Source organism: Pseudomonas sp. MAG002Y (assembly GCF_019400845.1).
In the GTDB taxonomy this organism is placed as follows: Bacteria; Pseudomonadota; Gammaproteobacteria; order Pseudomonadales; family Pseudomonadaceae; genus Chryseomonas; species Chryseomonas luteola.
Genome location: NZ_WOEJ01000004.1, coordinates 78,106 through 101,256, shown reverse-complemented (window position 1 = coordinate 101,256; position 23,151 = coordinate 78,106). Strand labels below are relative to the sequence as shown.

Annotated in this window: 20 protein-coding genes and 1 pseudogene; 10 read left to right on the top strand and 11 right to left on the bottom strand. The window is 58.5% G+C overall.

Annotation, left to right across the window (positions count from 1 at the left end):
• Positions 1-170: 170 nt before the first annotated feature.
• The 7 genes from GM154_RS07420 to GM154_RS07390 all read right to left on the bottom strand — a co-directional run bounded on the left by GM154_RS07420 (position 171) and on the right by GM154_RS07390 (position 7,792).
• A complete protein-coding gene (locus tag GM154_RS07420; RefSeq protein ID WP_219651653.1) occupies positions 171-2,066 on the bottom strand; it encodes a PhoX family phosphatase in 1,896 nt (631 codons plus the stop codon).
• 138 nt (positions 2,067-2,204) lie between these two features.
• Positions 2,205-4,157, bottom strand: a complete 1,953-nt coding sequence (locus tag GM154_RS07415) for a PhoX family phosphatase (RefSeq protein ID WP_019365507.1) — start codon at positions 4,155-4,157, stop codon at positions 2,205-2,207.
• 262 nt (positions 4,158-4,419) lie between these two features.
• On the bottom strand, positions 4,420-5,121 hold the full coding sequence (gene modB / locus GM154_RS07410) for a molybdate ABC transporter permease subunit (RefSeq protein WP_019365508.1): 702 nt from the start codon (positions 5,119-5,121) through the stop codon (positions 4,420-4,422).
• The gene (modA, locus tag GM154_RS07405; RefSeq protein WP_010796036.1) at positions 5,108-5,857 is read right to left on the bottom strand and encodes a molybdate ABC transporter substrate-binding protein; all 750 of its coding nucleotides are present in this window, start codon (positions 5,855-5,857) and stop codon (positions 5,108-5,110) included. The genes modB and modA overlap by 14 nt, the downstream gene beginning before the upstream one ends.
• 14 nt (positions 5,858-5,871) lie before the next feature.
• On the bottom strand, positions 5,872-6,594 hold the full coding sequence (locus GM154_RS07400; protein WP_219651652.1) for a TOBE domain-containing protein: 723 nt from the start codon (positions 6,592-6,594) through the stop codon (positions 5,872-5,874).
• A 103-nt stretch (positions 6,595-6,697) separates the two neighbouring features.
• Complete coding sequence (locus tag GM154_RS07395) at positions 6,698-7,435, bottom strand: ComF family protein (protein WP_219651650.1); 738 nt, start codon at positions 7,433-7,435, stop codon at positions 6,698-6,700.
• Positions 7,436-7,498: 63 nt separating this feature from the next.
• The gene (locus tag GM154_RS07390; RefSeq protein WP_010796033.1) at positions 7,499-7,792 is read right to left on the bottom strand and encodes a hypothetical protein; all 294 of its coding nucleotides are present in this window, start codon (positions 7,790-7,792) and stop codon (positions 7,499-7,501) included.
• 275 nt (positions 7,793-8,067) lie between these two features.
• Here GM154_RS07390 and bioB point away from each other — a divergent pair, with 275 nt between their 5' ends.
• The 8 genes from bioB to GM154_RS07350 all read left to right on the top strand — a co-directional run bounded on the left by bioB (position 8,068) and on the right by GM154_RS07350 (position 16,063).
• A complete protein-coding gene (gene bioB / locus GM154_RS07385; RefSeq protein WP_010796032.1) occupies positions 8,068-9,117 on the top strand; it encodes a biotin synthase BioB in 1,050 nt (349 codons plus the stop codon).
• Between the two features lie 2 nt (positions 9,118-9,119).
• Positions 9,120-10,295 (top strand): 8-amino-7-oxononanoate synthase, encoded by a 1,176-nt coding sequence (gene bioF, locus GM154_RS07380; protein WP_010796031.1) that lies wholly within the window; start codon positions 9,120-9,122, stop codon positions 10,293-10,295.
• A complete protein-coding gene (locus tag GM154_RS07375; protein WP_219651648.1) occupies positions 10,288-11,013 on the top strand; it encodes an alpha/beta fold hydrolase in 726 nt (241 codons plus the stop codon). Before bioF ends, GM154_RS07375 begins: the two co-directional genes overlap by 8 nt.
• A complete protein-coding gene (gene bioC / locus GM154_RS07370; RefSeq protein ID WP_219651647.1) occupies positions 11,006-11,821 on the top strand; it encodes a malonyl-ACP O-methyltransferase BioC in 816 nt (271 codons plus the stop codon). The genes GM154_RS07375 and bioC overlap by 8 nt, the downstream gene beginning before the upstream one ends.
• Positions 11,822-11,825: 4 nt before the next feature.
• Positions 11,826-12,506, top strand: a complete 681-nt coding sequence (gene bioD / locus GM154_RS07365) for a dethiobiotin synthase (RefSeq protein ID WP_219651645.1) — start codon at positions 11,826-11,828, stop codon at positions 12,504-12,506.
• 367 nt (positions 12,507-12,873) lie between these two features.
• Positions 12,874-13,641 (top strand): hypothetical protein, encoded by a 768-nt coding sequence (locus GM154_RS07360; protein WP_219651644.1) that lies wholly within the window; start codon positions 12,874-12,876, stop codon positions 13,639-13,641.
• A gap of 125 nt (positions 13,642-13,766) precedes the next feature.
• Entirely contained in the window at positions 13,767-14,051 is a 285-nt protein-coding gene (locus tag GM154_RS07355) for a hypothetical protein (RefSeq protein WP_074826941.1), read from the top strand.
• Positions 14,052-14,257: 206 nt separating this feature from the next.
• Complete coding sequence (locus tag GM154_RS07350) at positions 14,258-16,063, top strand: phenylacyl-CoA dehydrogenase (protein WP_074826939.1); 1,806 nt, start codon at positions 14,258-14,260, stop codon at positions 16,061-16,063.
• 81 nt (positions 16,064-16,144) lie between these two features.
• On the opposite strand, the gene GM154_RS07345 is transcribed toward GM154_RS07350, so the two are convergent.
• Genes GM154_RS07345 through GM154_RS07330 form a run of 4 tightly spaced genes read right to left on the bottom strand, consistent with a single transcriptional unit; the run spans position 16,145 to position 20,949 of the window.
• Positions 16,145-17,044, bottom strand: coding sequence for an HlyD family secretion protein (locus GM154_RS07345; RefSeq protein ID WP_219651642.1), 900 nt, complete (start codon positions 17,042-17,044; stop codon positions 16,145-16,147).
• Positions 17,045-17,056: 12 nt separating this feature from the next.
• Positions 17,057-17,257 (bottom strand): DUF1656 domain-containing protein, encoded by a 201-nt coding sequence (locus GM154_RS07340; RefSeq protein ID WP_010796023.1) that lies wholly within the window; start codon positions 17,255-17,257, stop codon positions 17,057-17,059.
• On the bottom strand, positions 17,247-19,439 hold the full coding sequence (locus GM154_RS07335; RefSeq protein ID WP_219651640.1) for an FUSC family protein: 2,193 nt from the start codon (positions 19,437-19,439) through the stop codon (positions 17,247-17,249). Before GM154_RS07335 ends, GM154_RS07340 begins: the two co-directional genes overlap by 11 nt.
• A gap of 7 nt (positions 19,440-19,446) precedes the next feature.
• Entirely contained in the window at positions 19,447-20,949 is a 1,503-nt protein-coding gene (locus tag GM154_RS07330) for an efflux transporter outer membrane subunit (RefSeq protein WP_219651639.1), read from the bottom strand.
• A 169-nt stretch (positions 20,950-21,118) separates the two neighbouring features.
• Here GM154_RS07330 and GM154_RS07325 point away from each other — a divergent pair, with 169 nt between their 5' ends.
• Both GM154_RS07325 and GM154_RS07320 read left to right on the top strand, forming a co-directional pair.
• Positions 21,119-22,093, top strand: coding sequence for a LysR family transcriptional regulator (locus GM154_RS07325; protein WP_010796020.1), 975 nt, complete (start codon positions 21,119-21,121; stop codon positions 22,091-22,093).
• Between the two features lie 151 nt (positions 22,094-22,244).
• Positions 22,245-23,117, top strand: a pseudogene (locus GM154_RS07320) (DMT family transporter); the annotation flags it as partial.
• Positions 23,118-23,151: the final 34 nt, after the last annotated feature.

Below are 23,151 nucleotides of genomic sequence, written 5' to 3'. Positions count from 1 at the left end.
CCGGTTCTGAATCGGAATGCTAGCAGGTTGGATGCTTGGGCGTGACGAAGGTGCAATGCCGCGCGCGCTGGAACGCCTGACGGTGCAGAGAAAAAAGACCTTAGTACAGCGAGCGTCGTGCTACGCGGATACCGCCTCAAGGGCCGTACCCGCGTATTAGAGCCTTATCGTCAGGCGCCGATCACGCCACCGTCATCGCGAGTGATGACCATGACGGAGGAACGTGGCCGACCGTCGGGCAGGTGTTCCGGAAAGGTCGAGCCGCCTTCTTCGCCAGGGTGCTGAATATTGACGAACAGGCTGCGCTGATCCGGTGAGAAGGTAATGCCGGTGACCTCGCAACCGATCGGTCCCACCATGAAACGGCGGATCTCACCGGTATTCGGGTCGGCGCACAGCATCTGGTTGTTACCCATGCCAGCGAAATCACCCTTGTTGCTGTAATCCCCGTCGGTCAGGATCCACAGGCGACCGGCATCATCAAACCCGAGGCCGTCGGGACTGTTGAACATATTGTGGGCGTTGATGTTGTGCGAGCCGCCGTTGGCAGTCTCCTTGTGCACCTCAGGATTGCCGGCAATGACAAACAGGTCCCAGTCAAAGGCCATGGCAGCGGCATCATTGCCGTGCTCGCTCCAGCGCAGGATCTGACCATAGATGTTGTTGGCGCGAGGGTTTGGCCCGCCTACGGGCTGGCCTTCGCTGCCGCGTTTGCTGTTGTTGGTCAACGTGCAATACACCTGACCATCCTTGGGACTGACGGCAATCCACTCGGGACGGTCCATGCGCGTCGCACCTACGTGGGTTCCGGCCAGGCGGGCATGGATGAGCACTTCGGCCTGATTGTTGAAGCCGTTCTCGGTGGTCAGGCCGTTCTTACCATGGGTCAGCTCGATCCACTGGCCACGTCCCTTGGGATGATCGGGATTGCCGTCACCGTCATCAAATTTCGCCACGTACAGTGTGCCGTGGTCCAGCAGCTCGCGGTTGGCCTTGGGGTTGGCGGCATCATAGCGATCGCGGCTGATGAACTTGTAGATGAATTCGCCACGTTCGTCGTCGCCCATGTACACCACGACATGGTTGTCCGCAGTGAGGGCAAGCGCAGCGTTCTCATGTTTGAAACGACCCAGCGCGGTGCGCTTGACGGGTTCTGACTTGGGATCGAACGGATCGATTTCGACTACCCAGCCGTGCCGGTTCAGCTCGTTGGGGTTCTTGGCCATGTCAAAGCGCGGATTGTATTTGTGCCAGTCGTTGCCCTTGCTTTCGACCGTCACGCCATAGCGTTTCTGGGCAGCGTCGAATTTGATTGTTGCATCAGTACTGCCAAAGCAATCCGTAAAATTCTCTTCGCAGGTCAGGTAAGTGCCCCAGGGCGTCTTGCCGTTCGCACAGTTCTGGAAGGTGCCCAGTACATGCGTGCCGCTTGAATCGGCTTCGGTCTTGAGCAGGTCATGTCCAGCCGCTGGGCCGCTGAATCGAATCGGCGCGTTGCCGTGGATACGACGGTTGAACTCGGAATCACGTGCAAAATGCCATTGTCCGTCAATACGGCGCACCTCGATAACCGAGACCCCCTCAGCGGCCAGGGCCTTGTGCACGTCCTCGGCCGATTGAGGCACCTTGCCTTGGGCCAGCAGGTAGCGGTAGTTGGTGTATTCGTTATTGATGGCCATGAGCGCCCGGTTCGGATCGTTCGGGAACGGAAAAAAGCTCATGCCGTCGTTGTTGTCGCCAAACTGGCGCTCCTGGGCTTCTGCTGTGCCGGTGCCGTCATGCTTGAAAGCTGGTACATCGGAAAACAGTGGTTCACCCCAGCTGATAAGTACCGACGCCCTATAACCCGGCGGGACGATCACGGTATCGGCTGTGGAAATCGGAATGCTTTCAAAGCCCAGCAGGGCACTGCCGGTGGCTTGCGACACGCTTTGTGCCAGTACGCTCCGCGGAATGAGCTGGCCGCCAAGAAAGAGGGCAGCACCGCACAGAGCACCAGCTCCAATGAAGCGGCGACGGGTCAGTCCGGCCAGACGTTCCAGATCGGTAGGGGTATCGGGATGCATAACAGACTCCTTGTATGCGATGGCGCGACGCTAGCGCGCTTGTATGACGAAATCATGTCAATGCATGTGCCAGTGATCATCAATCAACAGGCATAAAAAAACCGGCAGGGTTAGCTGCCGGTTTTATGCGGGGAGATGTTATTCCCCAATGATCCCGCCGTCCTTACGAGTAATGGCAATGACGGTGGAGCGAGGACGCCCGTTAGGCAGATAGTCCGGGAAGCCGCCGGTGGGATGTTGGAAGCCGACAAACATCGTCCGATAGTCCGGCGCAAAGGACAGGCCTGTGACCTCACACCCAGTCGGCCCTACCAGGAAACGGCGGATCTCACCGGTGTTCGGGTCGGCGCACAGCATCTGGTTGTTACCCATGCCGGCATAATCACCTTCGTTGCTGTCTTCACCATCGGTCTGAATCCACAAACGACCGGCTTCGTCAAAGCCCAGGCCGTCGGGGCTGTTGAACATATTGTCGGCGTTGATGTTTTCCGAACCATCGTATGGATCTTCCGGATGCACAACCGGGTTGCCCGCCACGATGAACAGATCCCAGTCAAAGGTCAGTGCGGCCGGGTTTGGCTCTTCCCAACGCAGGATCTGGCCGTAGATGTTATTGGCGCGCGGGTTCGGCCCGTTGACCGGCATATCGGCGCTGCCACGCTTGCTGTTGTTGGTCAGGGTGCAGAAGACCTGTCCATTGATGGGACTCACCGCGATCCACTCTGGACGGTCCATGCGGGTAGCGCCGACTTGCGAGCCTGCCAGACGAGCATGGATCAGGACTTCGGCCTGGCTATTGAAGCCGTTGGCCTTGGTCAGGCCGTTCTTGCCATAGGTCAGCTCGATCCACTGGCCGCGGCCTTTGGGATGATTCACATCACCATCGCCATCGTCGAACTTGGCGACGTACAGCGTACCGTGGTCGAGGATGTCACGGTTGGCCAGGGGCGTATTCGGGTTGTAACGACGGTCGCTGACAAACTTGTAGATGAACTCACCACGCTCGTCATCGCCCATGTACACCACGACACGGCCATCCTGGGTCGTGGTTACGGCAGCGTTTTCATGCTTGAAACGGCCCAACGCGGTGCGCTTGACCGGTGTGGAGTCCGGATTGAACGGGTCGATCTCCACGATCCAGCCAAAGTGGTTGGCTTCATTCGGATGCTTGGCGAGATCGAAGCGCTCGTTATAGGGGTACCAGTTGTTATCACTATTGGCCGACAAACCGTAACGTTTCTGCGCGGCGTTGAGCTTGATGTTCTTGTCGGTGCTGCCAAAGCAGCCATTGAAGTTTTCTTCACACGTCAGGTAAGTGCCCCATGGCGTCTGGCCGCTGGAGCAGTTCTGGAAGGTGCCACGGGCACGTTTGCCGCTCAGCTCGATGGAGGTGCGCAGCAGGTCATGGCCGGCAGCCGGACCCTTGATATCCATCATCACGTTGCCATGCACGCGACGGTTGTAACGGGAGTCGCGCTTGAAGACCCAACGGCCCGCGCGACGGCGAACTTCGATCACCGAGACGCCTTCTGCAGCCAGCGCCTTGCGTACATCGTCCGGGGAGGACGGTTGACGACCATCGGAGAACAGATACTCGTAATTGGTGTATTCGTTGTTAATGGCGATCAGGGCACGATCAGGATCGATACGGCCGAACTTGTTGTAGAACGGGAAGAAGCACATGCCATCGTTGTTATCCCCGAACTGCAGCTCCTGGTCTTCGGAGGTATTCGTACCGTCATGCTTGAAGTCCGGTACGTTGGAAAACAGCGGCTCGCCCCAGCTGATCAGCGTACGGAACTCATAGCCGGGCGGCAGAATGACTTGGTCAGCCGTTGAAGCTGGTACGTTCTTGAAGCCCAACAGCGGACGTGAAGGACGTCCAGCGCTGCCCCAGCGAGCCGCTTCGGATACCGGACCCGCCAGTGCGTTGTTGGACAGCAGGTTGCCGCCCAGGAAGAAGGCCGCGCCACATAGGGCACCGGCGCCAATAAAGCTGCGGCGCTTCAGATTGACGATGCGTTCCAGATCAGTAGGGGTATCGTCATCAAGCAGATCACTATTCAGGTGTTGTTCGTTTTGCAGGCTCATCAAGGCGCTCCTCACAGGATGTGGCAGGCGCAAAACCCCAGGCGAGAGCGAGTACAACGAACCCCGCAGACCTTGTTTTGAAATAATCAGGCTGCCGGCTCACGTCGCGTCGTCGAAACAGGTTTCGTGGCTGGTTTGGACGGTCGTGGCGAAGGTAGTGAGGCATTGTGACGGCGGTGTTGCAGGTTACATCTGGTAACAAATACTGCCCTGTCGGTTCGGGAACGTTTCGTGTCAGAAGCGATTCGGCCGCCAGCCGCGATTAGCGGCGGCTGGTGACGCGCAGGGCCGAATAAGACCGTGTATCGCCATTGCCGTAGACGAACAGCAGGATCAGGAACGACAGCACCAGAAGAAAGCCGGCCAGCCGGTGGGCCTCGGCATAATGAAGGGCTTCCACGTGCTGGAAGATGGCGATGGAAACCACTTGGGTCTGCCCCGGAATACTACCGCCCAGCATGAGCACTACGCCAAACTCGCCCAGGGTATGGGCGAATGCAAGGCTTGCAGCCACCAGCAGGCCGCGCTTGAGCAAGGGCAGGGTAACGCGAAAGAAGCGCTCGATACGGCCGCATCCCAACGTTGCTGCGGCCTCGAACAGGCGTGGATTCAGCTCGCGGAAGGCAACCGTAAGCGGCTGCACCACGAAGGGGATCGAGTAGATCATGGACCCCATGACCAGGCCCGCAAAGCTGAAGGGCAGCGGGTGACCGAACACTGTTTCCCAGGCGCTGCCCAGCATCGAGTCTGGCGCAAACACGACCAGCAGATAAAAGCCCAGTACGGTGGGTGGGAGCACCAGAGGGAGTGCGATCACGGCATCCAATACCTGGCGCAGGCGGGTCTGCTTACGCACTCGCCAAGCTGCCAGCGGCAGACCGATCAGCAGAAGCAGGGCCGTGGATAGCACAGCCAGCTTGAGCGTCAGCGCCAGGGCCTGCCAGTCTCCTTCACTGAGCAGCACAGCCCGTCTCGCCTGGAAGAGAATAACCTGCCTGGTGCAACGTCTCTTTCTGGTTATCGAAGAACGCCACGAAGCGCTTGGCGGCGTCGAGTTGCTCGCCTTTCGCCAGGATAACGCGCTTTTGCGTCAGAGGATCGTACAGCGTGGCATCGACAATCGTGTATTGCGCGGGCGGCACATTCCCCGCTTTGACCTGACTGAGAGCTACAAAGCCAGCGGGTGAATTGCCGGTTTTGACGAAGTTGTAGGTTTGTCCAATGTCCTGTCCATAGGCCAGGCGCGGCTTAACGGTTTCCAGTACACCGCTGCGGTCCAGCGCCTGCAGGGCTGCGGCGCCATAAGGTGCCGTATCGGGATTCGCCAGCACTACACGCTTGAACGGCAGATTGTGAATATCGGGCTTGCCGCTGGTTTGCCAGAGCGCCAGCTGACCACACGCATAAGTCCGGCTTTCGGTGCCCTTGCTGGCGTCTGCCAGTTTGTCCGGGCGGATCGCGTCTGCCGAGTAGAACAGGTCGAACGGTGCGCCACGTTGAATCTGCTCGAAAAATGCACCACTGGAGCCGCCAGCCAGTTCCACCTTGGCGCCGGTCTGCTTTTCGTAATCGTTGGCGATGGTCTGCATAACAGGCAGCAGATTGGCCGCCACAGCGATGCGCAGGTGGTCAGCTGCTTGGGCGGTGGCGCTGGTAAAGAGCGTGGCAAGCGCCGCAGCAGTCAAAAGCCGTTTGTTCATCAAGGATTCCTTCTTCACAGGGGCGCCCCCAGCAAGACCTGGTCGGGTTCAAAGCAGGCGAATACGGTCTGACCGGGAGCAGGAGACAGCTCGGCTTCTGCTGGCAGCAGCACGCAGAGCGTTTGCCCATTGGGCAGGCTCAGGCGAATGTCGGCAGGTCCGGAGGAGGCGGGGGTAACGGTGTCGACTCGGCCTTCAAGTGCATTGGCCGCATCCACAGGAGCGTGTTCATGGAGGCTTAGCCACGATGCTTTGATCAGCACGATAACGCTGCGACCCGGTGCAAGGCCCAATCGCTCGGTGCTTTCACGGGTGATTTGTGCCAGCACCTGAAGGCCACCGGGCAGCCGGATCGTGATCAGATCGCTATGCCCTTTGGGTTCTACAGCAACAACCTCCCCATGCAGCTGATTCCGCGCGCTGGTTTGCAGCATCAACCGCTCCAGTCGCTCCAGGTCCTCGACGTGTTCAGCGCTTTCGATCACCTTTTCGCGAAGCGCTTCAAGGCGGTGATACAAGGCCAGCAACCGTGCGCCTTCCTGGGTCAGGCGTGCGCCGCCTCCGCCTTTGCCACCGACACTGCGCTCGACGAGGGGTTGGCCGGCAAGGTTGTTGAGTTCATCGATGGCATCCCAGGCGGCCTTGTAGCTCAGCCCTGCAGCCTTGGCAGCCTTTGTAATGGAGCCCTGGGCGGCGACCTGCTCCAGCAGTGCAAACCGCTGGGGACGACGGGTCATGTGATGAGTCAAGTGACTGAGCATAGGTCGGAGTATAAAAAGGTATATAACGATAGATCAGTGTACGAGCCGGCCCGTTCCCATGGCAAGGTGGAAAGAGCGTTTAGTCGCCAGGCCTGGGCGTGCGAGCCAAGCAGTACACATCGACACGCAGGGCGCCTGCACGCTTGAGCAGGCTAGCGAGGGCCTCGGCAGTTGCACCGGTGGTCAGGACGTCATCGATGAGCGCTATCGAGCGACCGCGTACGGCCTTGGCAGTGGTGAGGGCAAAGGCGTTGCGCAGGTTTTTGTGACGCTGGGCGGCATCGAGGCCTTGTTGCGCCGGGATTTCCAGCACCCGTTGGATAACATCGTCGGCTACAGACAGCTTAAGCGACTTTCCCAACCAACGTGCCAGCATGGCGGCCTGGTTGTAGCCACGCTCGCGTTGGCGCTTCAACGCCATTGGGACAGGAAGCAGAAGGTCAGGCCGAGGCAATCCCTCGTCAAAGGCATGCATCAAATGGCGAGCCTGCAGATCCGCCATCAGCCGCCCCAGCGGCCATTGCTTTTGATGCTTGAATCGATTGATGGCACTGGCAACAGGGAATCCGTAGCGCCAGAGCGCTACGACATGATCAAAAGACGGAGGCCTTTTCAGGCACGCCCCGCAGATCAGCCCCTCGTCAGGCAGCGGAATCGCACAATGAAGGCAATGCCCCATGAGCAGCCAGGGCAGGTCAGTCTCACAGCCAAGGCATAGCGGCAGGCTGGACTCTACACCTGCTCCGCAGAACCCGCAGTTCGTATGAGGTTTGAGCCAGACAGGACGGTAAGCAAGCAGGGTATTCAAGCGGTTCATAGGCATCCTTGCCAGTGTCGATCAATTGGGATCAGGCACGCCGCTCCCTGGCGTGCAAGAGGCTCAGCGAATCAGCCAGCTCATGACCATCAGGCCCAACACCAGCCAGATGATGCCGCCAATGATGGAGCGGCGCATAAAAGCACGAACCGCGGCATAGAGCAGAATCAGTCCGACGATCAGTACCACGAAGCTGATGTAGGAGTCATCCATGCCGATGGCGCGAGCCATGCCTTGCAGGAAGTCATGGACGGCATCGCCAATGCCATTGAGTACGGTGCTGAACAGATCGATGATGAAGCGGATGACCTGACCAAGGGCTTGGCCAAGCCAGTCGAAGAACCCTTCTGTACGCATGTTTCTTTCCTTGTCCTCATGTTGTCGCTTGGAACCTGTAAATGCCGTTGGGTTCGTTACCAGCGATGGGTTCAATCAAGCGAGCGATCCTGCTCACAGTTTCAGACTCTGCCGTAGTCTCTCTCTTATTGAAGGGGGCCAGTCTTCAAAACCTTAAATAAATAGGGCTATTGATTATTTTTTGATCAGATGTAAACCTTCGTATCGAATAAAGTTGACGGCAATTATTCGTGTGCTGCCTGAGCAGCCGTCTTTTTATACCGAAGGATTGAGCCATGAGCGCTACCGCTACGCGTCACGACTGGACCCTTGCCGATGTCCGTGCCCTGTTTGAACTGCCGTTCAATGACCTGCTGTTCCAGGCACAGACGGTTCACCGTCAGCATTTCGACCCCAACCGCGTTCAGGTCTCGACGTTGCTTTCCATCAAGACCGGTGCCTGCCCTGAGGACTGCAAATACTGCCCTCAGTCCGGCCACTACAACACGGGTCTTGAAAAAGAAAAGCTGATGGAAGTGGAGAAGGTGCTCAAGGCGGCTGCCGAGGCCAAGGCCATTGGTTCGACCCGCTTCTGTATGGGCGCGGCGTGGAAGCATCCGTCCGCCAAGGACATGCCCTACGTGCTGCAGATGGTCAAAGGCGTAAAGGCCCTGGGCCTGGAAACCTGTATGACCTTGGGCAAGCTCGACCGCGAGCAGACACAGGCGTTGGCTGAAGCTGGGCTGGACTACTACAACCACAACCTGGACACCTCGCCGGAATACTACGGCAACATCATCACGACGCGTACCTATGCAGACCGTCTGGAAACGCTGTCCTATGTGCGTGATGCGGGCATGAAGATCTGCTCCGGTGGCATTCTGGGCATGGGTGAATCCGTGGATGACCGTGCCGGTCTGTTGATTCAACTAGCCAACCTGCCAGAGCATCCAGAGTCCGTCCCGATCAATATGCTGGTCAAGGTGAAGGGCACGCCGCTAGAGCAGGAGAAGGACGTCGATCCGTTCGACTTCATCCGTACCTTGGCCGTTGCCCGGATCATGATGCCCAAGTCCCATGTGCGCCTGTCTGCTGGTCGTGAGCAGATGAACGAGCAGATGCAATCCCTGGCCTTCTTTGCCGGTGCGAACTCCATCTTCTACGGCGAGAAGCTGCTGACGACCACTAACCCGCAGGCCGAGAAGGATATGCTTCTGTTCAAGCGTCTGGGCATCAAGCCGGAAGAGCGCGAAGAGCACGATGATGAAGTGCATCAGGCCGCGATTGAGCAGGCCCTGATCGAGCAGAAGAACTCTGCACTGTTCTACGACGCTGCTTCTGCCTGATCATGCCGTTCGACCTGGCCAGACGCCTCGCCGAGCGCCGCGAGCAAGCGCTGTACCGTCACCGACCGCTGCTAGAAGGCCCGCAAGGACCTGAAGTAGTGGTCGACGGACAGCCGCTCCTGGCGTTCTGCAACAACGACTACCTTGGCCTCGCCAATCATCCGGACGTCATCGCGGCACTGCAAAAGGGTGCCGAGCGTTGGGGCGTAGGCGGGGGCGCTTCGCATCTGGTGATCGGCCATAGCGGCCCCCATCATGCCTTGGAAGAGGCGCTGGCTGAGTTTACCGGGCGCCCTCGGGCACTGCTGTTCTCCACGGGCTACATGGCCAACCTTGCGGCCGTGACAGCCCTGGTTGGCCGAGGTGATACGGTCCTTGAGGACCGGCTCAACCATGCCTCTCTGCTGGATGCAGGACTGCTGTCCGGCGCGCGCTTCTCCCGCTATCTGCATAACGATGCGGCAAGCCTAGCCAGCCGGCTCGACAAGGCTGAAGGTAATACGCTGGTCGTAACGGACGGTGTATTCAGCATGGACGGTAATGTGGCCGACCTGCCGGCCCTGGTTGAAGTGACACGTAACCGGGGCGCCTGGCTGATGGTCGATGACGCCCACGGCTTTGGCCCGTTGGGCAGGCAGGGAGGCGGCGTAGCTGAGTATTTCGGACTGGGCATGGATGAGGTTCCGGTACTGGTCGGTACGCTGGGCAAGGCTTTTGGTACTGCAGGCGCCTTTGTAGCAGGCAGCGATGAGCTGATCGAAACCTTGATCCAGTTCGCACGTCCTTACATTTATACCACCAGCCAGCCGCCAGCAGTGGCCTGCGCCACCTTGAAGGCACTAGAGCTGCTCCAGGCAGAGTCCTGGCGGCGCGAGCATTTGAATGCACTGATCCAGCGATTCCGCTCTGGTGCGCAGGTTATCGGCCTTTCGCTGATGGACAGCTTTACCCCGATCCAACCGATCCTGGTCGGCAGTAGCGAGCAGGCATTGGCTTTTTCGGCTGCCCTGAAACGCCATGGAATTCTCGTCACGGCGATCCGTCCCCCTACGGTTCCGAACAATAGTGCCCGGTTGCGGGTTACTCTGTCGGCCGCACACAGCGAGCAGCACGTCGATCGTCTGCTCGCCGCACTTGCCGAAGCTTGGTCGGAATTGAAAGGAACGGAACATGCGTGACACTTTAGTGCTGCTGCCCGGGTGGGGTCTGGGCACGGCCCCCTTGGAGCCGCTGCGTGATGAGCTCCTCGAAATAGCACCATATCTGGATGTACTGATCGAACCCTTGCCGGACATGGCCGATGCCAGTGGCTGGTTCGATGATATTGACGCCCGGCTGCCGGATAACGTCTGGCTAAGTGGCTGGTCATTGGGTGGCATGATCGCCAGTGAGCTTACCCGGCGGCGGGGCGACCGTACCCTGGGGTTGATCACTATGGCCAGCAATCCCTGCTTTGTTGCCCGTCATGGTTGGCAAAGCGCAATGTCACGCAGTGTCTTCACCGATTTTTACGAGGCTTGCACGCTCGATGCGGAGCTGACGCTCAAACGCTTTACCCATCTGGTCAGCCAGGGGGCTCGGGACCGCAAGACGCTTGCACGCCTACTGCAGGTGGCCTTGCCGGAGACGTCCGGTGAAGTCGCAGTGGCCGGGCTTGAGCTGCTGGCGCAACTGGACACACGCGAGGCGCTTCAGGCGTATAGCGGTCCGCAACTTCACCTGTTTGCGTCAAACGATGCACTGGTACCGGTATCGGCTGCGCAAGCCTTGATGGATGAGATACCCGACATCGAAGTTCATGTCTTCGAGCCGGCCAGCCATGGCCTGCCGCTGGAGCGTCCGGACGAGATTGCCGCAGCGATTGAACGTTTCATTTATGAGGGCCGTGATGGCTGATGCTTTACCTGTAATAACGCAGGAGGGCGCCTCCTTGCCGGATAAAAGGCAAGTGGCGGCTTCGTTCTCCCGGGCGGCGGCCAGCTATGACGGCGTTGCCAGCCTGCAACGTGATGTCGGCGAAGCGCTTCTGGCGCGTATGCCCGAGCAGGCTGTAGAGCGCTGGGTCGACCTGGGCTGCGGTACAGGCTACTTCACCCGGGCGCTAGCGGCCCGTTATCCCGACGCGCAAGGTATCGCCGTTGACCTGGCGGAAGGCATGCTGCGCCATGCACGTCCACTCGGCGGGGCCGAGCACTTTGTGGCGGGTGATGCCGAACGGCTGCCGCTCAAGGACCAGGCGTGCGATCTGCTGTTTACCAGTCTTGCCATTCAATGGTGTGGCGACCTTTCGGCGGTATTATCCGAGGCCCAGCGTATCCTGCGGCCCGGTGGGCTGTTTGCATTCACCAGCCTGTGTACCGGTACACTGCAGGAGTTGCGGGACAGCTGGCAGGCAGTGGATGGTTTCGTTCACGTTAACCGTTTCCGCCAGTTTGAAGACTATCAGCGGGTCTGTGCGGCCAGTGGACTCAAGCAGAAGGTGCTAGACGTCGAAACACGCGTTCTGCATTTTCCGGATGTCCGCAGCCTGACCCATGAACTCAAGGCGCTCGGCGCCCATAACGTGAACCCTGGCCGCGCTACTGGCTTGACCGGACGCGCCCGCCTGAATGCCCTGGCGCAAGCGTATGAGCGCTTCCGCCAGCCCCAAGGTCTCCCGGCCTGCTATCGCGTGGTTTACGGCATTTTCCAGAAAGAATCCTGATCTTATGTCTGCTTACTTCATTACCGGCACCGATACCGAAATCGGCAAGACCACCATTGCTTCCGGCCTGCTGCATGTAGCCCGCCTTGCGGGGCTTTCCACGGCAGCGGTCAAACCTGTGGCTTCTGGTTGCGAGATGACGCCCGAGGGGCTGCGTAACAGCGACGCGTTGTCGCTCTGGGGCGAGTGTTCGTTGCCGTTGAGTTACGCCGAGGTCAATCCGCTGGCCTTTGCGCCTGCTATTGCTCCACATCTGGCGGCCCGTGAGGTAGGAGTATCCTTGACAGTCGATGCCCTGGTCGCGCCCATTCAGGCCATGCGGGCCAAACAGGCCGACTTCATGCTGGTCGAAGGTGCAGGTGGCTGGCGCGTGCCGCTGGAAGGGCAGGCGAACCTGTCAGATGTAGCCAGGGCCGTTGATTTTCCCGTCATCCTAGTAGTGGGCGTACGGTTGGGTTGTATCAACCATGCGGTGCTGACTGCTGAAGCCATTGCGCAGGATGGGCTCAACCTGGCCGGCTGGGTTGCCAATATTGTCGATCCGCAGACATCACGCCTGGAGGATAACCTCGCCACGCTTCATGAGCGCCTGCCTGCACCTTGCCTGGGCACTGTTCCTTATCTGGCTGAAGCCACGCCGGCGGCCGTTGCGGATTATCTGGATTTAAGCCAATTGGCGCGTTAATGCGCCTTTGGTATCTGACTGCTCGTGATAAGGCACTTTAATATCAGAATAGACGTTATTTATTACAAAGTTTTTCAGCGATTACTTTAATTTTGCGCAGCTTTTTCCGGCTTCGCATATAGTCCATTTGCCTCGATTGATCTCTTTCCCGCCTCACTAAAAGAGATGTTCTCGTCGCGGTTATGAGTGCTTTCCGTTTATTCGCTATGCCTGCCAATCACTTCTTAATGATTGATTGCGGCATGGCGCGTGACTGTATGCCTTTAATCTTTATTGCTACACAACTTACCGATAGTTGCTCATGGTGTTCAGACGTTGGTGGTAGTTCCAGTTTTATAACAATATCAAGAATGGAAAAGGATTTTGTATGCCTGTCTTCAAGCGTATTGATGCTCAAGACGTTTCTCGGCTAGTGCTCGACATCGAGAGGCAAGGCTATGCCGTCATTGAACACTTTCTTTCAACGGAACAACTTGAAAGTGCACGTGACTATGTTCTGCGGGAAACTCACAAACATAACTCCGAATATTTTGCGCTACATGGCATAAAGTCTGTAACCGGCAGTCTTTTCGAGGCGCTGAGCACCTCGGTGAGGTTCAGGAAAATGCTGGCGGATGTTCAGGAAGCCGGTCTGGGCAGGCGGGTACCGGAAGAGGAAGAGATCTTTCCGGCCGTGCGTTGCCTGCAAGGTAAAACCGGTCTTAAAGAGTCCAACTATTTTCATTATGACGCCACGGCATTAACGGCACTCGTGCCTGTTTTCATCCCAAATGATACTGACCAGTGTGGCGATTTTATTATGTTTCCCAATACCCGCCGTATCAGGAGCAGTGTGGCCATCAATATTATCGAGAAAGCACTTATTCAAAATCCATTAAGCCAGAAGTTCATAGCGTTATTGATCAAGTACAACCTGCTCAAGCCCATCAAAATAAAACTTGTTCCTGGCAATCTTTATATCTTCTGGGGATATAGAAGCATACATGCCAATGAGCCTTGTGATCCTAATACACTACGCGCAACGGTCTTGCTGCATTATGGGAACCCACATAGTCACCAGTGGATGTCCAGGCTTTTCCTCGGCGCCAACCAGAGGCGGGCGCGCAAGATTAACAAGAAGGCATTGCCTGGCTGATACCGTTCCCTGGTTATTCGAACTGACGCTAAGCGAAGCGGCAAGCATGACGTTTTAATCATAGGGTTCGATGCCGGAATCTGCTTCAATGGCCAAACGCCTCAAGCAGTTAAAGGGAGCGGCTTATGAATATTTCCGGAAACAGTTTCACTTACGGGGTGGCGGCCTATCAGGCGGGCCAGTTCCGTGTCGATCAGGCCGGTGCAGCCATTGCAGCCAGCAGCCTGCCAAATGATGCGCAGACACGTGTCGATCAGGTTCGCAGCGTCGATGGAGCTTCTCAGAATCAGGCAGATAAGGCCGCACAGCTGGTCGAGTTGCAAGCGGGTAAGCGCGAGGCCCTGGCGGGCTCTCGAGTTATCCAGGCAGCCAGTGCAACATTGGGAAGCCTTATCGATACCTACGCCTGACCTCTGTTCCCTCCAGGGGGAGAAGGTGTAATACAAGCGCCGCGGGTGGATAACCACTCGCGGCGTTTTTGTATCCAGGTGTCGCCTGTGGTCAGACACGCTTGACAGGCCTCAGAGGAAAACATAAGTTTCAAACAACTGTTTAACGCCGGTCAGGAGATCCCTGCGGCGCCTTCCCATAAAAATGCATTCCAGAGGTAACAGTCATGCCTGACTACAAGGCTCCCTTGCGTGATATCCGCTTTGTCCGTGACGAACTGCTGGGTTATGATGCGCATTACCAGAGCTTGCCCGGCTGCCAGGATGCTACCCCGGATATGGTTGCCGCCATTCTTGAGGAAGGCGCCAAGTTCTGCGAGCAGGTCCTGTCGCCGCTGAACCGTGTCGGTGACAAGGAAGGCTGCGTATGGAGCGAGTCGGGCGTGAAGACGCCGACAGGATTCAAGCAGGCTTATCAGCAATTCGTAGAAGGTGGCTGGCCAAGTCTGCCGCATGATCCTGCTCATGGCGGCCAGGGTCTGCCTGAGTCGCTGGGTATTGCCTTGTCGGAAATGATCGGCCAGGCCAACTGGTCCTGGGGCATGTATCCAGGCCTTTCCCATGGCGCGATGAACACCATTGAAAGCCATGGTACCGACGAGCAGAAGCACACCTACCTGACCAAACTGGTTTCCGGCGAATGGACAGGCACCATGTGCCTGACCGAGCCTCATTGCGGCTCCGACCTGGGCATGCTGCGTACCCGTGCCGAGCCGCAGGCTGACGGTAGCTACGCGATCAGCGGAACCAAGATCTTTATCTCTGCCGGTGAACATGACCTGACTGACAACATCGTGCATATTGTGTTGGCCCGCCTACCTGACGCACCGGCGGGTACCAAGGGTATCTCGCTGTTCATCGTACCCAAGTTCCTGCCCAATGCCGAAGGGGGCATAGGCGAGCGTAACGGTGTGACCTGCGGCTCCATCGAGCACAAGATGGGCATCCACGGTAATGCCACTTGCGTGATGAACTTTGATAGTGCCAAAGGCTTCCTGATCGGCCCGCCAAACAAAGGCCTGAACTGCATGTTCACCTTTATGAACACGGCGCGGGTGGGGACGGCCTTGCAAGGTCTGGCCCATGCGGAGATCGCCTTCCAGGGCGGTATCCGGTATGCCCGTGAACGCCTGCAGATGCGCTCCCTGACCGGGCCAAAAGCGCCCGAGAAGGCTGCTGACCCGATCATTGTCCACCCGGACGTCCGCCGCATGTTGCTGACCATGAAGGCGTTCGCTGAAGGCAACCGTGCCATGATCTACTTTGCTGCCAAGCTGGTAGATGTGACCCGTTACAGCCAGGATGAGGAAGAGCGAAAGAAAGCCGATGCGCTGCTGGCCTTCATCACGCCGATTGCCAAGGCCTTCATGACTGAAGTGGGCTTCGAAGCGGCTAGCCATGGCATGCAGATCTATGGCGGTCATGGTTACATTTCTGAATGGGGCATGGAGCAGAACCTGCGCGACAGCCGTATCGCCATGATGTACGAGGGTACTACCGGTATTCAGGCCATCGACCTGTTGGGTCGTAAAGTACTGATGACCCAGGGTGAGTCGCTCAAAGGCTTTACCAAGATCGTTCACAAGTTCTGCCAGGCGCAGGAAGGCAATGCTGAGCTCAAGGAGTTTATCGAGCCGCTGGCCAAGCTGAACAAGGAATGGGGCGACGTTACCCTTAAGGTCGGCATGGCCGCCATGAAGGATCGTGAGGAAGTAGGCGCTGCGGCGGTGGATTACCTGATGTACTCCGGCTATGTCTGCCTGGCGTATTTCTGGGCCGATATGGCGCGTGTAGCCAGCGAGAAGCTTGCTGCCGGAACCGATGAGGCTGCGTTCTACAAGGCCAAACTGCAGACCGCGCGTTTCTATTATCAGCGTCTGCTGCCACGTACCCGCATGCATGTCGAAGCGATGCTGGCAGGGGCTGGCAGCCTGATGGATGTGGCGGAAGAGGACTTCGCTCTGGGCTATTGATTCGCCAGGGCTGAAAACCAAAAGGGCTGCGCCTCTCGGTGCAGCCCTTTTTTATTGGTTGATTGTTAAGGCAACTCGGTATCAGTCGGCAAAGCCCAGCCAATTATGGTGGTCATGACCTGTACCGTCGTCGAGCACGACCGTACAGGTGGTACCAGCAGACAGCTCTATGCCTTCAGGCACTTCATCGATGGCAATGCGCACCGGAATTCGCTGCGCCAGGCGGACCCAGTTGAATACCGGGTTCACATCGGCGATCAGCTCGCGGCTCTGCGGGTTGTCCCGATCATAGATACCCCGGGCAATGCTCTCCACATGGCCCTTAAGCACCATGCCGCTCATCATTCGCATTTCGGCGGGTGCGCCGATCTTCACGTGGGGCAGTTTGGTTTCTTCAAAGTAGCCATAAACCCAGTAGGAGTTCTTGTCGATGATCGCAAGCTTGGGTGCACCGGCCGAAGCATAATCGCCACGGTAGACCAGGAGGTTGGTGACATAACCATCCACCGGCGCCACCACGCGGGTGCGGGACAGGTTCAGGCGGGCCGCCTCAAGCTGAGCCAGGGCCTGCTTGTAATCTGCCTCGGCCGACGCGGCAATGCTGCTAGCGTCTTCACGGCTCTCCTTGGAAACGACCAGGCTGTCGATATCGGCGCGGCGCTTGGCGTTTTGCAGGCGCATGTCCAGCGTTGCCTTGCGCGAAGCGACCAGGGCTTCGGCCTGATGCACGGCAATCTCGTAATGAGACGGATCGATCTGCAGGAGCAGGTCGCCTTTCTTGACCAGCTGGTTGTCATGCACCGGCACGTTGACCACAAGGCCCGACACATCCGGTGCGATGTTGATGACATCGGCGCGCACGCGTCCGTCCCGCGTCCACGGATCGTTCATATAATGCACCCAGAGCAGCCGGCCTATCACCAGTGCGGCTACCACGACGATCAGGGTCGCCAATACGCTAAAAAGGTTCTTCAAGGTCATGGAACAAGGCTCTCAACGATAGACGGTCAGCGCCATGACGCCATAGATGCAGGCGAACAGGCTCAGGCGGAACAGGGAGGGGTGCCAGGTAAAGCGATACAGCCCAATGCTGGCGAACAGGCGATCAACGACCCACATCACCAGCAGGCCAACAATGAACAGCACGGTAACGGTGGGCAGGTACACACCGTGGAAAGCAATCTCACGAGGCATGGGCGATTCCTGTGGCGGGCTCGCTCGGCGCAGCGTATTGCGCCAGGGGCGCGTGCGGGTCGAGCAGGGAGGTTCGAATGAAATGCAGGAGGCTCTGGATGCGACGCAGCGGCGACTCATCGAAATGCTGGCTATAGGGCTCACGCTGCGCTTCAACGCAGGCAATGGCCTGGTCCACCGCGGTGAGCGCACGTTGCAGATTGGTCTGGCTTGGCTTCAGGAACAGGCGGGCCAGGGCACGTCCCATGGCGCGGATCGACTGACGCCAAGGGGACGCTTCGGCAAATCGAGGCTCGGCCGGTAGGCGCTCCTGCTCCTGACGCAGCTCAATGATGGCCTGACCGACTTCCTGGACCGTAAAGGTCCAGCCCAACAGCGCCTTCTGCACCTGCGGACGGCCATTGGCCAAACCGTAGGCCTGATTGAGCAGGTCGCGCGTGGCGCTTTCGAACCGGCTCGAAAGCCCTGGCAGCGGGTCACTCGTTACACGAACGACCTGACGGCGCAGGTCACGCTCCAGGCGTCGCCAGAGCCAAGCGCTGTTGGGTGGGAGCAGGATCGAGGAAATCGCGGCTGTGGTCGCCATGGACAGCAGTACGGCGATACCGTTGTTAATGAAGTTTGACGGGTCATACACCGGTGGGTTGTCGGGAATCGAGGTAAAGCAGAAAAACACCATGCTACCCAGCCCGTAACCCATGTAACCCGGACGCAGGGCCACAAAGCTGCCCAGCATGAAGACGGGTGCCAGGGCGAACATGAGCATCCAGTATCCATCCAGTTGGGTGAAGACGAAGAAGTTCATGAAAAAGCCTACGGTAACGCCGAAAAATGCACCGATGGCCATCTGCTGGGCGGTCTTGTGGGGCATCGGACTGGACGAGGCGAGGGCGGCCACGGCAGCCGCGTTGGAGGCGAACATGCCGCCATAGGGCCAGGCCGTCATGATCCAGAACAGGCTGAGCAGCAGCACCATGAGGGCAGTTCGTACACCTGCCACGGTTGCTGCCATGGCATTGGCCTTGGCCACGAAGCGCGCCTTCCATTGCTCGCGTACATGGTGCGGAGCGGCCAGGGACGCATGGGTCTGGACGTAGTTGTGCAGATCGTCCACCAAACGGAAGAGCAGCTCGGCAGCCGTCTCGAAGTCCAGCCGATCTTCTTTGGAGGGCGTGTTGGCAAGTAGCGAAGCACGGGCTTCCCGAATGCGTACGCGGGTGTGGTCGCTCAAGGCCGAGAGACGTTCAGCGACCGCTGCCGCGTCCGGTGGTGTCAGCGGCTGACCACGCACGCTGTCCAGGAGCTCCAGAAATGCAGCCTGTGCCATGTCGAATGCTGACAGTACAACGTCAGCTTGCCGCTGGCGCAACCGCAGGAGCAATCGACTCAGGGCGTGCAGACGGGTCGTCATGGTCATGAACTCACTGTTCAGCCGCGAGAGACGACCGCTGCGCATGCGCATGTGCGGATCTTCAAAAGCTGTGGCGCTGCGCATGTTTTCAAGCCCGACGGCCTCGGCGGCATAGCGCACTCCACCGCTCTCCACAACATACCGCTCCAGCTTGCCACGCAGCACATCGGCTACGTAGCCTGCAAAGGTGCCAAAGCGGTTGTACAAAGCGTTGCGCATGGCTGCGCCTGTGGTCTGCGGAAAAAGGGCTGCCGAGACGATACCGCTGCAGATAATGGCCAACGAAATCGCCAGCACCCGCATAACCGCTGACATAAAAGCACCTTCAGGGCTCATGACAGCGGGAATGCCGATCAGCGCTGCGGTATAGCCTGCCAGCACACAGCCGTAGCTGCGCATATCGCGATAGCGCATGGCGCCGGCCGTGCACAGGCCAATCCAGACTGACATGCAGACCAGGAAGGGCACCCGCTCCTGGGCAAACAGGGCAACCAGCGCCAGCATGGCGATCAGGCCTGCTACCGTACCCAGCAACCGATAGACGCTTTTGGCAAACACCTGGCCGCTCTGCGGCTGCATCACGATGAAGACGGTGATGACCGCTGAAGATGGGTGCGGCAACTGGAGGCGCATGGCAAGCCAGAGGGTCAGGCCGGCTGCGATCAGTACCTTGAACAGGTAGATCCACATGACACCGTCGCTTCTCGCCCAGGCGTTAAGCGCCTGGCGAAACGCGCTGGTGGAGGGGGTGGAAGTCGTTTCTGCTTTCATGAGGGCCTTAGGGCTTTTTGGCAATATCGACACGTGCCGGTTTCAGGTCCTTTTCGTCCGGGCCGTCTTCAGGCGCGATGGCACCGCCACCCAGAGCGGTAATCAGACCGGCCTGGGCGCTCAGGCGCATGGCCTGGACCTGTTGCTCCACCCGTTGCTGGGCAAACAGACGGGTCTGGGCGTCCAGTACATGCAGGTAATCGGTCAGGCCGCGCTCGAAGGCCTTGCGGGCAATGTCGTAGGTGCGCTGCGCCGCTTCCACGGACTCACGGGCCATGTCGGCCTGCTTGTTGGCCGAGTCGAGACGAATCAGGTTATCGGAGATGTCCTTCAGCGCCTCGATGATGGTCTGGTTGTAATGTGCAACCGCAGCGTCGTAGCCTGCCGATGCGATACCAAGCTGCGAGCGGCGCTCACCGCCATCGAAGATGGGCAGCGAGATAGCCGGTCCAAAGGAGTAACCCGTCTTTTTGGCCGTGAACAATTCCTTGAAGGTGCCCATGGTCATCGATTGTCCAATGCTCGCCATCAAATCGATGTTGGGATAGAAATCGGCGCGGGCTACATCGACACCCTTGGCGTTCATGGCGACCTGCCAACGGATGGCCACCACGTCGGGACGATGACCTACCAGCTCCAGTGGTAAGCTGGAGGGCAGGGTTGGCATGGCACCCAGTTGCAGCTGCGGGCGTGTCAGCGAGGCGGCGTCGCCAGGACCTTTACCGGCCAAGGCGGCCAGCTGGTTGCGAGAAAGCGCAATGGCTTCGTCCAGGGCTTCGATCTGTCGATGCGTTTCCGGCAACAATGCTTCGGCCTGGCTGACCTCGAACTGGGTGCCGATGCCGCCTTCCAGCTGACGCTTCGCCAGTTTGGCGATCTGCTCCTGCTGTTCCAGGGTCGCGTGGACCACATCACGTTGCGCATATTGCAACGATAACCGGATGTAGGCTCGCACGATGTTGGTCGTCAGCTCGAGCACCGCAACACGTTCTTCGGCAGCTGCCTGATGGGCACGATCCAGAGCACGCTCGCTGTCATCATGCTCGCGTCCCCAGAAGTCGAGCTTATAGCTGAGTCCCAGGGAGGCGGTGTTGTTCCAGGTGGTACGGTCGGCCAGCTCGCCCGGGCCATAGAAGTTATCCGTAGGCCAGGTGTAACGGCGCAGGTCAACGCTGCCGTTTACGTGGGGCGCCTCGGCGGATTCCACCAGTCCGGCCATTGCCTTGGCCGAGCGTACCCGTGCCGCTGCGGCTGCCAGTGACGGATTGCTGGTCAGGGCTTCAGCGATCCACCGGTCCAGCTGGGGATCACGATAGGCGCGCCACCACTGGCTGGCCGGCCATTGGGCGTCCAGCTTGGCCGCACGGATGGCATCGTCCGTAGCCAGGGTGTCGGCATCGATACGTTGAGCCTCCGGCGCGATACCGTGGGTGCTGATACAGCCGGAGATTGTTGAAGTCAGAACAAAAAAGCTTATGCCAAGCAGCGAATTCTTACAGGGGAATGACACAGAAGGCGTCCAGATATTCGAGGGGAGAGTCGCTCAAACCTACGTGAATTCTAGGAAACCCCTTGTCTTGAGATAAGCCGGCTGGTTTGTGAATGTTTATCTCACATTTTGTAATAATGGCCCTCTTGCGTTCATGGCAAAATTTATTTGCTAACTAATGAGGGGCATCATGGACACATTGCACAATATGCGCGTTTTCGCCTGTGTTGCCGAAAGCGGCAGCTTTACCAGCGCGGCGCAAGTGCTGAGCACCACCACCGCGCATGTTTCCCGGGCCGTTGCGAGCCTGGAAGCGCATCTGCGTACCCGCCTGCTCCATCGAACCACCCGCCGGATCGCCCTGACCGAGGCGGGGCAGCGTTACCTGCTGCGTTGCGAGCAGATCCTGGCCTATGTTGAAGAGGCCGAAGCCGAAGCCAGCGACGCCCATGCGCGGCCGGCCGGCAAGCTGCGTATCCATTCCATGACCGGGATCGGTCAGCATTACATGATCAAGGCGATTGCGGGCTATCGTCAGCAGTTTCCCGAGGTCAACTTTGACCTCACCATGGCCAATCGTATGCCAGATCTGCTCGATGAAGGCTACGATGTGGCGATTGTGGTCGCGACGGAGCTGCCGGATTCCGGCTTTGTTTCCCAGAACATCGGCCATACCTACAGCATCCTGTGTGCGTCGCCTGCCTATGTCGAAGCGCGTGGCCTGCCTCGCAGCCCATCGGATCTGCCAAGTCATGACTGCATGAGACTGGTGAGTCCGGTCGTGCCGCTGGAAAAGTGGGTTTTCGACGGACCCAACGGGCAGGAGATGGTCACCATCGGCACAACCTCGTTCCAGGTCAACGTGGGCGATGCCATGACTGAAGCGATCCAGGCGGGCCTGGGCATTGGAATCCTGCCAATTTACTCTGCAATCGAAGGATTGCGTGACGGGTCGCTGGTTCGTGTCCTGCCGCAGTATCAATTGCAACAATTGAACGTGTACGCCTTGTATCCGTCCCGTCAGTACCTGGACGCCAAGATCAAGACGTTCGTGGCGTTCCTGCGTGAACGACTGCCCGGTGTTCTGGAAGCCGAAGAGCACGAGCTGCGTGAGTTCAGCCTGCGCAATGCCTGTGGCGGTGCCCGTCAGGTGCAGCCGGCCTGATTCCCTTAGGCCCTGGTTATGCTTGCCCAGGGCTGTTTCTGCTTTTCTTTCCCGGCTCATCTGTTCAATACTGGACTTACCCATGCGGGCCAGGCCTTTATGCGATCAAGTGCTTAGCCTGCTAATCAGTAGTGCTCGATCAGGACAATAAATGAGCCCTCAGTCGTCTTCCGGCCTTGCCGAGCAACCGCTCAAGGGCATCGGGCTGATTTGTCTCGCGATACTCTTGTTTGCCAGCCATGACACGATGTCCAAATACCTGTCGGGTTTCTACCCGATCGTGATGGTCGTCTGGGCCCGTTACGTTTCCCATACGGTGTTGATGCTGGGCGTCTTCGGGCCTCGCATGGGGATGGGAGTGATCCGCACACGGCGGCCCGGACTGCAGATCGCCAGGGCGTTGTGCCTGATCGGGACCAGCCTGTTCTTTACGGCCGGGCTGCGTTATCTACCGCTGGCAGAAGCCACGGCGGTCAATTTCCTCGCTCCGCTGATCGTAACGGCTCTGTCGGTGCCCCTGTTGAAAGAGCGGGTGACCCGGCCGCAGTGGATCGCTGTGGTGACCGGCTTTGTTGGTGTTCTGATCATCATTCGCCCAGGTAGCTCGCTGTTTACGCCAGCTGTTCTGCTACCGCTGGGGTCCGCAGTGATGTTTGGTATCTACCAGATCCTGACCCGCATTCTTTCCTCGACCGACAGCCCTACCACCAGCAATTTCATCGCCGGGCTGGTGAACAGTGTGATCATGACATCACTGTTGCCCTTCTTCTGGGAGCCGCCGAGCTGGACGCATGCCATTTTGATGATAGGGTTAGGCGCATGTGGAATGGGCGGACACTTGTTGCTGACCCAGGCATTCCGCTATGCGCCGCCAGCATTGCTCGCACCCTTCAGCTACGGACAGATTATCTGTGCAGGGTTGATGGGATTCATTTTCTTTGATCATGTACCTGACGAGGGCGCCCTGGTCGGTATGACGATCATCAGCCTCAGCGGGCTGGCTGTCGCCTGGCAACAGCGGCGTGCACACAAACCCACCCCCTCTTCAAGGAGATCGA

Bases quoted from the DNA above. Each gene is read 5' to 3' on its own strand.
- bioF (WP_010796031.1), top strand. From the start codon at position 9,120: ATGCCGTTCGACCTGGCCAGACGCCTCGCCGAGCGCCGCGAGCAAGCG.
- GM154_RS07345 (WP_219651642.1), bottom strand. From the start codon at position 17,044: ATGACCTTGAAGAACCTTTTTAGCGTATTGGCGACCCTGATCGTCGTG.
- modA (WP_010796036.1), bottom strand. From the start codon at position 5,857: ATGAACAAACGGCTTTTGACTGCTGCGGCGCTTGCCACGCTCTTTACC.
- GM154_RS07400 (WP_219651652.1), bottom strand. From the start codon at position 6,594: ATGACCCGTCGTCCCCAGCGGTTTGCACTGCTGGAGCAGGTCGCCGCC.
- GM154_RS07325 (WP_010796020.1), top strand. From the start codon at position 21,119: ATGGACACATTGCACAATATGCGCGTTTTCGCCTGTGTTGCCGAAAGC.
- bioB (WP_010796032.1), top strand. From the start codon at position 8,068: ATGAGCGCTACCGCTACGCGTCACGACTGGACCCTTGCCGATGTCCGT.
- GM154_RS07360 (WP_219651644.1), top strand. From the start codon at position 12,874: ATGCCTGTCTTCAAGCGTATTGATGCTCAAGACGTTTCTCGGCTAGTG.
- GM154_RS07355 (WP_074826941.1), top strand. From the start codon at position 13,767: ATGAATATTTCCGGAAACAGTTTCACTTACGGGGTGGCGGCCTATCAG.
- bioC (WP_219651647.1), top strand. From the start codon at position 11,006: ATGGCTGATGCTTTACCTGTAATAACGCAGGAGGGCGCCTCCTTGCCG.
- GM154_RS07395 (WP_219651650.1), bottom strand. From the start codon at position 7,435: ATGAACCGCTTGAATACCCTGCTTGCTTACCGTCCTGTCTGGCTCAAA.
- GM154_RS07420 (WP_219651653.1), bottom strand. From the start codon at position 2,066: ATGCATCCCGATACCCCTACCGATCTGGAACGTCTGGCCGGACTGACC.
- GM154_RS07415 (WP_019365507.1), bottom strand. From the start codon at position 4,157: ATGAGCCTGCAAAACGAACAACACCTGAATAGTGATCTGCTTGATGAC.
- GM154_RS07350 (WP_074826939.1), top strand. From the start codon at position 14,258: ATGCCTGACTACAAGGCTCCCTTGCGTGATATCCGCTTTGTCCGTGAC.
- GM154_RS07390 (WP_010796033.1), bottom strand. From the start codon at position 7,792: ATGCGTACAGAAGGGTTCTTCGACTGGCTTGGCCAAGCCCTTGGTCAG.
- bioD (WP_219651645.1), top strand. From the start codon at position 11,826: ATGTCTGCTTACTTCATTACCGGCACCGATACCGAAATCGGCAAGACC.
- GM154_RS07335 (WP_219651640.1), bottom strand. From the start codon at position 19,439: ATGAAAGCAGAAACGACTTCCACCCCCTCCACCAGCGCGTTTCGCCAG.
- GM154_RS07375 (WP_219651648.1), top strand. From the start codon at position 10,288: ATGCGTGACACTTTAGTGCTGCTGCCCGGGTGGGGTCTGGGCACGGCC.
- GM154_RS07340 (WP_010796023.1), bottom strand. From the start codon at position 17,257: ATGCCTCGTGAGATTGCTTTCCACGGTGTGTACCTGCCCACCGTTACC.